The sequence below is a fragment of the Ornithinibacillus caprae genome (assembly GCF_009728145.1).
Classification (GTDB): Bacteria; Bacillota; Bacilli; order Bacillales; family Amphibacillaceae; genus Ornithinibacillus; species Ornithinibacillus caprae.
Window position 1 is genome coordinate 134,230 of record NZ_WOCA01000009.1, and the last position, 8,994, is coordinate 143,223.

Sequence of the window (8,994 nt, forward strand, 5' to 3'; positions counted from 1 at the left end):
ACCTCCTTATGATAAATATTGTTTAAGATAGTTTGGATGGCTCTCTACTGACTTTGGTTTCGCTTCACCTAATTGTACTAACCAAAGATAGAGTACTGCGAAGGAAACAGAAGAACGATTACGAACACCCCACGTACCTATCGCACTACCAAATATTAAGAGACATACGACAATGATGACAACTGACATTGGAGGTTGAACACTCTGAAAAACGGATGTATGCAACCACTCATAGAAGATGTTATGTATGATAAAATAAATGAGGGCAGCTCCTCCTAGAAATGATAATCCAGTAATTCGACCAATTCTCCCCTCTCCAAAAGCTACAAGTTGTGTCCAAGAAACGGACAATGACCACCCTAAGATTAACGCACTAATCAATTGATATCCCTCTCCAGGAGCGATGAGCCAAAAAGCCCCCCCTGCAACTAAGCCTAAAATCCGACCAGCAATGATCCATAAATAGGATGATCTTTCATTAACGCGATTCGATACTTCGAATCGCCGTACTGCCGAACCAGCCTGTAAAAACAGCGTAGCTTTGAACAAACCATGTAAAATAAGATGAATAATTGCTGCAATATACGCACCTAATGCACACTGAATAAGCATAAACCCCATTTGTCCAATCGTGGATCCTACTAACTGACGTTTATAGTCAACCTGGACTAAACTAATTCCTGATCCAATCAATACAGAAATACTTGCTAGAATAAGTAATATAATCGAAGCAATATCACCATTAAAAAGAGGTGAAAATCGAGTAAGCATAATTCCACCTGCATTTACTAAACCTGCGTGCATAATCGCAGAAACAGGAGTCGGAGCAACAATAGACTCAATTAACCACCGTTGGAATGGCCACTGAGCTGCAGGTATTATCACTGCTAATATAATCAATAGATTGATCCCTGTTCTCTCCCATGAACCAAGATGGGCTAAACTTTCAGTTGTTAGAGCTGATGATATTTGCCATTGACCTGTGACTTGAAATAGCCAAATCATTGCAATTAATAAAGAAACCCAACTTAATATGAATAATCGACTAGAGACCTTAGCTGCTTCAGTAGCTACTTTCCATGTACTGTTTAACCTTATAAGGAAGGTTAAACCGATGAGAGTTGCCCCCCAAGATATGATCATGAAGCGGAGATCAGCACTTAACCATGCAATTGAAGCAGCACCTGTAGTGAATGTGAAAAGTGTAAAATATTTTCGATAGGAACGATCACCCATTAAATAACGTACAGAAAAACGCTGAATGATTAAACCAATCGCAAGAATAAAGAAAGCCATTAACCAGGCTAAGGAATCCAAGTACCAAGGACCAACACCGCCATTTACACTACTATTAGCAAGAGCCACTAAGGAAACCAAAGGTGGTAATGCTACGATAACTAAATGAATGCGAACAAAACTTAAGGGTATTCGTGGATGTAAAAACAATAGTCCACTTAGTCCAGAAGCTATAAGCATAACAAAAAATAATGTTAACAATGATGACAAATACAGTGAAACTAACATTTCAACTTCTCCCTCTTTAAACAATTTTTATTTACTTCTATTATTGGTTAAAAGTCATTTATTAATAAAAAAACCGACAATTTCAAAAATTCAATGTTGGTTTAAAACCATTGAATCTTGAAAATTGTCGGTTTCACTTCAACTAATTTCAACAAATTTTTTGAAGAGCTCCCTTTTTATAGTTCATTTAATATTATGTTTTAACGTCCTACTAAAGAACACATCGGATGAGTCTAGTCCCTTAGTTATGTAATAAATCGATTTACGTTTCTCTTCCTTTATATTAAGATACTTTTTCATCCAGTCAATATTAAATATTAAAAGAATGCTAAAGGCATAATTATTTATAAAGGAAAAAAACATCTGCAGATTAATATGTTAAGTTTAAGATATGCCAAATTTTAAATATTGTCAATTAGAAAGCCCCAGATTACTACTTCATTAATACACTAGTTCACAATCTAATATTGATTTTTAACGTAAGAATTACATGGATGGCTAACTTATATTCGCGACATTCTTCCAAATCCAAATGATAACCAATCCATTTCTACTACAGAGTTATCCAAAATCAATATACTAAAACAGGTAGAAAATATAAAAGTCATCCGATTTATCAAGAATATGGAAAAGATGTTAAAGTTACTGGACTCTTATTTCATCTTGAAAGTGGAAAACTTGAAAAAGTAATCTGAAATAGCTTTTATTTCTGTTAATCTACGACAATAATCGTTAAGATAGATATTGAGATGAAGTGAAAGGGTGATTTAATTATGACTACATATCCAAAGGTAAAAGAAACGAAAGAACTTATTCAAAGATTGGTATCTATTCCTAGTCCATCAGGGTTTACATCTCAAGTTATTCAATTTGTAGAAGATTATCTTCAAGTATTAAATGTGGAAACAAAGCGAAACCGAAAAGGTGGGCTAATTGCAACTTTACCAGGTAAAAATGAGCAAGAACATCGTATGTTAACAGCTCATGTTGATACGTTAGGTGCTATGGTGAAGGAAGTAAAAAGTAACGGTCGTCTTCGTCTAGATTTAATTGGTGGATTCCGCTACAACGCGATCGAAGGGGAGTATTGTGAAATCCATACATCAACTGGTAAGGTATTTACTGGAACAATTCTTATGCATCAGACATCTGTCCATGTTTATAAAGATGCGGGTAAAGCTGAACGCAATCAGGAAAATATGGAGGTTCGGATTGATGCAAAAGTCGATAATGCCGAGGATATTCGGGCATTAGGTATAGAAGTTGGTGATTTTGTATCTTTTGATCCACGAGTACAGGAAACTGAAAATGGTTATATTAAATCACGTCATTTAGATGATAAAGCAAGTGTTGCTATTCTCTTACAGCTTATTAAGCGCGTGAAAGAAGAGAATGCAACATTACCTTATACAACTCATTTCTTAATTTCTAATAATGAAGAAATTGGATATGGTGGAAATTCCAATGTAACTCCAGAAACTGTTGAATATTTAGCAGTTGATATGGGAGCAATGGGGGACGGTCAATCTACAGATGAATACACGGTATCTATTTGTGTGAAAGACGCTACTGGACCATATCATTATGGGTTAAGAAAGCATTTGGTAAATTTAGCGAAAAAAAATGATATCGGGTATAAACTAGATATCTATCCATATTATGGCTCAGATGCATCTGCAGCAATACGTTCTGGTCATGATATTATCCATGGATTAATTGGACCTGGGATTGATTCTTCACATGCATATGAAAGAACTCATGAGGATTCATTAGTAAGTACGGAGCAATTAGTTTATCATTATGTAATGTCTGAACTAGTATCATACTAAAAACATGAAGTAGCCAACGCTTGGCTACTTCATGTTTTTGTAGTTTAGAAAGCATAAGCCTTCTTATGCTGGTTAAATGCAACCATAAAGGATTAGCGAATGATAAGTTTTCTAATATTTTTAAAGTATATACCAATAAACACAGAAGAAATGGAATAAGCTACCGACCAAAATGAATATATGAAAAATTTCATGAAATCCCATATGTTTAAACTCTAAATATTTTGGTTTCAACCAATAAATGAAACCGCCAATTGTGTAAGCAACTCCACCAAGAATTAATAGAAGCATACCATTCGTACCAATAATATTGGCTAAGGAAGAACTAAAGAAGACAACGATCCACCCCATAACAATGTAAATTCCAGTTGATAACCATCTAGGTGCGTTAAACCAAATCAATTTATATAGTACACCTAGTAATGCTAATCCATTAATAACCCCAAATAATATCCAACCAGTAACTCCATTTAAACTAATTAAACATATCGGTGTATACGTACCGGCTATTAATACAAAGATCATTGAATGATCTATTTTCCGTAAGAAAGCAATCACGTGATCCTTTGCTACGACCATATGATAGGTGGCTGAAGCAGAGTATAGTAATATCATACTAACTCCAAAAATTATTACTGCAGTGATGGCAAGTGCTGATCCCGTCTCAATGGAAGCTTTTATAACTAGTGCAAGAAGTCCAGCAAATGCTAAGATGGCTCCAAATAAGTGAGTTAGTCCATTAATAGGTTCTCGAATATACATTCCCATTGAAATCTCTCCTTAAACTTATAACATAGTTTTTAATACTACATAAAATGATATACTCAAAACGTCATCTAGTCAAGCTTTACTTTTTGAAGGAGTTTCCTTTATAATAACCTTATTAGAATAGACACTACGAATGAAGAGTCTAAAAAAACAATGAGGTCTGGAATATGGATAAAATAAATGAATTGATAGAAACTTTAAATCTTGAAAACCATTTAACGATTGAGGAAATGCCTGATTTAGATTTGTATATGGATCAGATCATACAAATATTTGAAAGTAAATTTTCTAGCTCAAAAAGAGATGAAGACGAAAAAATACTGACCAAGACGATGATCAATAACTATGCAAAAGGAAAGTTATTTTTCCCAATTAAAAATAAGAAGTACTCGAAGGAACACTTAATATTGATTAGTTTAATCTATCAGATGAAAGGCGCTTTATCCATCAAAGATATTAAGGTTGCTTTGAATAAGGTTAATGAGAAGATTACCGAGGATGATTTTAATATAGATAATCTTTATAATAGTTACCTCTATTTATCCGAACAGAATAGAGGTCGTTTTGTAGAAGATATTCAAGAATCTGCTAATGAGGTAAGTAGACAAGTGAGCCTACTAGAAGATAAGGATTCTAACTATCTAGAGCAATTATTGTTGGTTGCTTCTTTAGTAAATATGAGCAATTATTATCGTAGAGCAGCAGAAAAAATAATTGATGAGATAGGAAATAAGAAGGAAACGACATAAGCTCGTTTCCCTCTATAAATTCTAATTTCCAAGTCTTTTTCGAGCTGAATTAATTGTATGGTCAATAGCTTTGTGTCCAGTGGCAAGTGCTAAGCCAAAATGAGGCATATTTCCATAGACACTTTCATAATTTTTTGCAGGTAAAATATAGGTTTCGTGATATATTCCAACTGCATCATTATTCCCCACTTTTCGATTGAACTCTTTCCATGCTTTTAAGTGTTTTGCCCCTTTAGCATAGGACATTAAATCTTCAGATGAGCGCCAATACTGAACCATTAGTGTTCTTCGGGGGCTACCAAAATTTTCTGCTGCTAAAAACCCAAGATCTTTGTTCGTATACAGTTCACGGATCATTGGTGGCATAGCTTTAAGAACGGGTAACCACTTATGAATTGCCCATATTTTGTTGATGCGCATTCCAATGATAAAAACAACAATGTCCTTTTCATTTTCACACGTGTATCTTCCTGTAAAAACTTCCTTTCCCATCATATTTCCCTCCTTTATTCACCCCAATTAAGACCCTACTGATTGAAGAATTCCTTATAATAGTTTTTTCTTTGTATCTTGACACCAATCCATTGCTGCACGTGTCGTTTTTTTGCCGTAATCTAATGTAAATAGCCAAAATTGCGAATCCGCATGATCTAGTGAATGTTCCAGGATTATTTTTTCAATGGATTCATATGTTTCTAAGCGTTTTTGGAGTTGTATAAAATAATGATCAATATGTTTAACTGTAACCGCATTGCTTTGATGTCTACTAAAAAATACTTTCAATAATAGCTCATTTTTTTCTGTGGGTATTTCTTTAATTGGTTTTTGCAACCAATTTACAAGGGCATAATTTCCATCTTGTGTAAGACTGTATTCTTTTTTATTTGGTTTTCCGGTCTGGGGCGTTTCTGTTACATTTGCTAACCCTTCTTTAACCAATTGATTTAACATTGGATAAACCTGACCATAACTGATTTTCCAAAAATGATTTAAGCTATTATCGATTTTTTGTTTAATGGCGTAACCAGTATTACAGCCGGTTGTTATTAGCCCAAGTATTGCATATTTAGTATCATTTTCTCTTTTCATTACATCACCTACATCTAATTGATATGCATCATTTAGATATATATTATCACAAAAAGTAAGGCGAAAAAAGTTTATTTTAAAAATAGTTTAAATTCTAACCTTAAGTTCAAGTGCAAGTGGTCCTTCAGCAGATATGTTACAATATAAAAAATTATAATAATGAAAGCTTAAATAGTAGGTGGTTTAATGAAATTAAGCATATTAGATCAATCTCCCATTGTACCAGGTAAGACAGCGAAGGACGCCTTGCAGCAATCCATTGATCTGGCCCAATTAGGAGAAAAATTAGGCTACACTCGATACTGGATTGCAGAACATCATGACTTAAATGGATTAGCCTGTCCTGCACCAGAGGTTATGCTAGGTATCATAGGAGCACAGACGAAGACGATACGAATTGGTGCTGGTGCTGTATTATTACCACATTATAAGCCATATAAAGTCGCAGAGACCTTTAATTTATTAGCGACATTGTATCCTGGTAGAATTGATTTGGGGCTTGGTCGTTCACCTGGTGGATCCGCAGAAGCATCTATTGCTCTTTCAGGGGATTTTTTAGCCAACGTAAAGGAAATGCCTAAATCAATTGATGAATTACAGCGCTTCTTACATAATGATTTTCCAGCGGATCATGTATTTTCAAAAGTCAAACCAACCCCAGCACCAATGACTGCACCGATAACTTGGCTATTAGGAACTAGTGAAAAAAGTGCGGATTTAGCAGCGGAAAAGGGTATGGCTTATGCATTTGGGCATTTTATGAGCGATCAAGATGGTCCGATTATTGTGGAGAAATATAAAAAGGCAATTAGCAAAGTAAATTCAATTCAATCTACAAAAGTAATTGTAGCAATTATTGTTTATTGTGCAGAAACGTTTGAAGAAGCAGAAGAGTTGGCGATGAGCAGTTTGATAGCATCTATTAAACGCGATAACGGGGATATGGAAGCTGGATTGGCAACAATGGAGGAAATAAAAGGTTACTCTTTATCAGATGAAGAAAAATTCAAGGTGGAAAATATGAAGAGAAAGATGATTATTGGTACTCCTGATGTCGTAAGGGCCAAGTTACAAGAACTTGAGAAACAGTATGAAGCTGAAGAGTTTATGATATTAACGAATACGTATAGCTATGAAAAGCGAAATAATTCCTATGAATTATTGGCTAGAGAATTATTAAGAAAATGACAAATAAATGAATAGCAATGAGGGGAGAGAATAAAATGATTGATTTACGTAGTGATACGGTTACCAAACCTACAAAAGAAATGAGACAAGCTGCATTTGATGCGATTGTGGGTGACGATGTCTATATTGAGGATCCAACTATTCTCGAACTGGAAGCACTAGCTGCGAAAAAGTTAGGTAAAGACGCGGCGATGTTTGTACCAAGTGGTACACAGGGGAATCAAATTGCTGTGTTAACTCATTGTGTATCTGGGCAAGAGGTGATTTTAGAAGCGGACTCACATATTTACTTTTATGAGGGAGGTACGATAGCAGCTTTTGCAGGAGTACAGCCAAGAACGTTAAAAGGAAATCATGGTGCAATGAATCCACTTGAAGTGGAGGCTGCTATCCGAGTAGATGATATTCACCAACCAGAAACAGGGCTCATTTGTTTAGAAAATACACATAATCGTGCAGGTGGTGCGATTGTTCCATTAGAAAATATGAAAGAGATTTATGAAATAGCAAAAAAACATAATTTGCCAGTTCATCTTGATGGTGCAAGATTATTTAATGCATCCGTTGCAACAGGAATAAGTGTGGAAGAATACGCTAGCTATACAGATACCATTCAATTTTGTCTGTCTAAAGGATTAGGAGCACCTGTAGGTTCCATTATTGCTGGTACAAAAGAATTTATTGTCAAAGCAAGAAAATGGAGAAAGCGTTTAGGTGGAGGATTAAGACAAGCTGGAATTATTGCAGCACCTGGTTTAGTAGCATTAAATAAAATGGTAGATCGCTTAGCGGACGATCATGAAAAGGCAGCTATATTAGCATCAGGACTAGGAAGCGTAAAAGGGTTAGAAATTGAAAATAAAGTGGACACAAATATCGTACTCGTTAATACGAAAGAAGCCGGTATCTTTGCTGATCAATTCATTGAAAAATTAAAGGAAGAAGAGATATTAGCTGTTGCTTTTGGTCCATATACCGTTCGGTTTACCACTCATTATGATGTTACCAATCAAGAAATCAAACAAGTGCTTGAGAAAATAAGTAAATTAATATAAACATAAAAGCTACCGAAAGTGGCTTTTATGTGCTACTTCTGAAAGAAACTTAATACTTTTTCTAATACGGATTCATTAATTTATACGTCTTCTATATTAGGTGTGAATAGTTTTAACAAATGAAAATATTGTCATCTATTGTAGCAATTGGTATGATAAAATCATAGTTTAGAAATGGGGGACATCTTAATGCGTTATAAGCGAGATGAAGCATTTCGGTTTGAGTTTGGAGAACCGTTATCTATTGTTTTTACTATAGAGCAATTAAATGGTAAAAGCGTGACATCTTCCGATGGGGAAGCAAAAATGTTAGATATAAGTCTAAATGGGATGAAAATACTGACTTCCTTAAATATTCCCGTATACGGAAATGATGTGTGGGTGTCGATCTCATTTTCTTTAAATAATAGTACATACAAAATAAGAGGCACACTAGTATGGGTAGAAAAGAATTTCGATGAATACGTTTATGGTGTACATTGTGAAAATGATCCAGAATTACAAGATGATTTATTAAATGATTTAAAAGTATTAGGTAAAAAAATGGCAAATAGAAAGTAGCTAAATAACTCAAAAAAGGCAGGGGAATTCCCCTGCTCAGGCTGTCGAAAAACCCTCGCCAGCCTGTTTTTTATTTAGAATACTTTAACAATTCACCGCGTAATTTTGTTATAATATAAGTAACAATATAAGGCGGTGGTAACTGTGTTTCATACTAGAAATAATACTCAAAATGAAGTGGAATTTGTAAGTATAGAAGACTTAGTACCCCAAGATCATTTACTTCGTAAG

General features: G+C 34.7%; 9 protein-coding genes. 5 read left to right on the forward strand and 4 right to left on the reverse strand.

The window, feature by feature from the left end; translation table 11 throughout:
- Window positions 1-6: 6 nt before the first annotated feature.
- A complete protein-coding gene (locus GMD78_RS12730; protein ID WP_155669193.1) occupies window positions 7-1,524 on the reverse strand; it encodes an NADH dehydrogenase subunit 5 in 1,518 nt (505 codons plus the stop codon).
- 773 nt (window positions 1,525-2,297) lie between these two features.
- Between GMD78_RS12730 and GMD78_RS12735 the strand changes: the two genes are divergently transcribed.
- Window positions 2,298-3,353 (forward strand): M42 family metallopeptidase, encoded by a 1,056-nt coding sequence (locus GMD78_RS12735; protein WP_155669194.1) that lies wholly within the window; start codon window positions 2,298-2,300, stop codon window positions 3,351-3,353.
- 120 nt (window positions 3,354-3,473) lie between these two features.
- On the opposite strand, the gene trhA is transcribed toward GMD78_RS12735, so the two are convergent.
- Window positions 3,474-4,121 carry a PAQR family membrane homeostasis protein TrhA gene (trhA, locus tag GMD78_RS12740; RefSeq protein ID WP_155669195.1) on the reverse strand — a complete coding sequence of 216 codons (648 nt, stop codon included), beginning with the start codon at window positions 4,119-4,121 and terminating at the stop codon, window positions 3,474-3,476.
- Window positions 4,122-4,288: 167 nt separating this feature from the next.
- Between trhA and GMD78_RS12745 the strand changes: the two genes are divergently transcribed.
- A complete protein-coding gene (locus tag GMD78_RS12745) occupies window positions 4,289-4,870 on the forward strand; it encodes a DUF1836 domain-containing protein (RefSeq protein ID WP_155669196.1) in 582 nt (193 codons plus the stop codon).
- 21 nt (window positions 4,871-4,891) lie between these two features.
- Here GMD78_RS12745 and GMD78_RS12750 read toward each other — a convergent pair whose 3' ends face one another.
- Together GMD78_RS12750 and GMD78_RS12755 are read right to left on the reverse strand one after the other, a co-directional pair.
- The gene (locus GMD78_RS12750; RefSeq protein WP_155669197.1) at window positions 4,892-5,362 is read right to left on the reverse strand and encodes a DUF4188 domain-containing protein; all 471 of its coding nucleotides are present in this window, start codon (window positions 5,360-5,362) and stop codon (window positions 4,892-4,894) included.
- A 54-nt stretch (window positions 5,363-5,416) separates the two neighbouring features.
- Window positions 5,417-5,959 (reverse strand): PadR family transcriptional regulator, encoded by a 543-nt coding sequence (locus GMD78_RS12755; protein ID WP_155669198.1) that lies wholly within the window; start codon window positions 5,957-5,959, stop codon window positions 5,417-5,419.
- A gap of 186 nt (window positions 5,960-6,145) precedes the next feature.
- Between GMD78_RS12755 and GMD78_RS12760 the strand changes: the two genes are divergently transcribed.
- The 3 genes from GMD78_RS12760 (at window position 6,146) to GMD78_RS12770 (ending at window position 8,763) form a co-directional block, all read left to right on the forward strand.
- Window positions 6,146-7,147, forward strand: coding sequence for an LLM class flavin-dependent oxidoreductase (locus GMD78_RS12760; RefSeq protein ID WP_155669199.1), 1,002 nt, complete (start codon window positions 6,146-6,148; stop codon window positions 7,145-7,147).
- Between the two features lie 35 nt (window positions 7,148-7,182).
- The gene (gene ltaE, locus GMD78_RS12765; RefSeq protein ID WP_155669200.1) at window positions 7,183-8,202 is read left to right on the forward strand and encodes a low-specificity L-threonine aldolase; all 1,020 of its coding nucleotides are present in this window, start codon (window positions 7,183-7,185) and stop codon (window positions 8,200-8,202) included.
- Window positions 8,203-8,391: 189 nt separating this feature from the next.
- Window positions 8,392-8,763 (forward strand): PilZ domain-containing protein, encoded by a 372-nt coding sequence (locus GMD78_RS12770; RefSeq protein WP_196493810.1) that lies wholly within the window; start codon window positions 8,392-8,394, stop codon window positions 8,761-8,763.
- Window positions 8,764-8,994: the final 231 nt, after the last annotated feature.

Excerpts from the sequence above, each read along its gene's own strand:
- GMD78_RS12730 (WP_155669193.1), bottom strand. The coding sequence starts at position 1,524 with ATGTTAGTTTCACTGTATTTGTCATCATTGTTAACATTATTTTTTGTT.
- GMD78_RS12750 (WP_155669197.1), bottom strand. The coding sequence starts at position 5,362 with ATGGGAAAGGAAGTTTTTACAGGAAGATACACGTGTGAAAATGAAAAG.
- GMD78_RS12745 (WP_155669196.1), top strand. The coding sequence starts at position 4,289 with ATGGATAAAATAAATGAATTGATAGAAACTTTAAATCTTGAAAACCAT.
- GMD78_RS12755 (WP_155669198.1), bottom strand. The coding sequence starts at position 5,959 with ATGAAAAGAGAAAATGATACTAAATATGCAATACTTGGGCTAATAACA.
- trhA (WP_155669195.1), bottom strand. The coding sequence starts at position 4,121 with ATGGGAATGTATATTCGAGAACCTATTAATGGACTAACTCACTTATTT.
- GMD78_RS12760 (WP_155669199.1), top strand. The coding sequence starts at position 6,146 with ATGAAATTAAGCATATTAGATCAATCTCCCATTGTACCAGGTAAGACA.
- GMD78_RS12735 (WP_155669194.1), top strand. The coding sequence starts at position 2,298 with ATGACTACATATCCAAAGGTAAAAGAAACGAAAGAACTTATTCAAAGA.
- GMD78_RS12770 (WP_196493810.1), top strand. The coding sequence starts at position 8,392 with ATGCGTTATAAGCGAGATGAAGCATTTCGGTTTGAGTTTGGAGAACCG.
- ltaE (WP_155669200.1), top strand. The coding sequence starts at position 7,183 with ATGATTGATTTACGTAGTGATACGGTTACCAAACCTACAAAAGAAATG.